The sequence below is a fragment of the Thauera phenylacetica B4P genome (genome assembly GCF_000310225.1).
GTDB lineage: Bacteria > Pseudomonadota > Gammaproteobacteria > Burkholderiales > Rhodocyclaceae > Thauera > Thauera phenylacetica.
Genome location: NZ_AMXF01000542.1, coordinates 1 through 781 on the forward strand (window position 1 = coordinate 1; position 781 = coordinate 781).

Here is a 781-nt window from a genome sequence, read left to right on the forward strand (position 1 = left end):
CCCGAAGGCTTCGACTACGTCTATCGCGACATCAAGGCCGACCTGCAGCTCTCCTCGATCTCGGGCGGCACCGACATCATCTCCTGCTTCGTGCTCGGCTCCCCGGTGCTGCCGGTGTGGCGCGGCGAGATCCAGTGCCGCGGGCTGGGCATGGCGGTGGACGTGTGGGACGACGACGGCAAGCCCGTGCGCGGCGAAAAGGGCGAGCTGGTGTGCAGCAAGCCCTTCCCGGTGATGCCGATCGGCTTCTGGAACGACGCCGACGGCAGCAAGTACCACGCCGCCTACTTCGATCGCTTCGACAACGTGTGGTGCCACGGCGACTTCTGCGAAATCACCGCGCACGGCGGGCTGGTCATCTACGGCCGCTCGGACGCCACGCTCAACCCCGGCGGGGTGCGCATCGGCACCGCGGAGATCTACCGCCAGGTCGAGAAGCTGCACGAGGTCGTCGAGTCGCTGGTGATCGGGCAGGACTGGCCGCCGCAGAACCCCAGCGACGTGCGCGTGGTGCTGTTCGTGAAGCTGCGCGAGGGGCTCGCGCTCGACGACGAGCTGGTGCGCCGCATCCGCCAGACCATCCGCGACAACACCACGCCGCGCCACGTGCCGGCCAAGGTGCTGCAGGTGGCGGACATCCCGCGCACCAAGAGCGGCAAGATCGTCGAACTGGCGGTGAGGAACGTGGTGCATGGGCGCGCGGTGAAGAACCAGGAGGCGCTCGCCAACCCCGAGGCGCTGGCGCACTTCCGCGACCGCGCCGAGCTGCAGGGCTGAGGAG

The 781-nt window shown here is 68.9% G+C and carries 1 protein-coding gene; it reads left to right on the forward strand.

The window, feature by feature from the left end; all coding sequences use genetic code 11:
* The coding region (locus tag C667_RS23560) for an AMP-binding enzyme (protein ID WP_004391379.1) at nucleotides 1-777 on the forward strand (777 nt) is incomplete at its 5' end.
* Nucleotides 778-781 lie beyond the last annotated feature (4 nt).